At 59.9% G+C, this 217-nt stretch carries 1 pseudogene; it reads left to right on the top strand.

Annotated features, from left to right (window positions below):
* A pseudogene (locus tag A3709_RS23900) lies at window positions 1-217 on the top strand (ATP-dependent DNA helicase DinG); the annotation flags it as partial.

The following is a 217-nucleotide window of genomic DNA, read 5'->3' as shown; positions in this document are numbered from 1 at the left end:
CAATTGGCCGGATACCATTGCTGAGGAAGTCTGGTGGGGAGTAACGACGGACCACGCCCAGTGCACCGGGCGACGCTGTCCGAATATTTCCCAGTGCAGTTTCTTCAAGGCCCGGGAGCAGCTGCAAAACGCCGACATTATCGTTACTAACCACGACCTCGCTCTGTCGGATCTGGCCCTGGGTGGCGGCGCGATTCTGCCCGACCCCGACGATTGT

Source organism: Halioglobus sp. HI00S01 (assembly GCF_001635445.1).
Lineage (GTDB): Bacteria > Pseudomonadota > Gammaproteobacteria > Pseudomonadales > Halieaceae > Halioglobus > Halioglobus japonicus.
The sequence above is the reverse complement of the archived record's forward strand: the minus strand, read 5'-3'. Positions and strand labels throughout refer to the sequence as shown.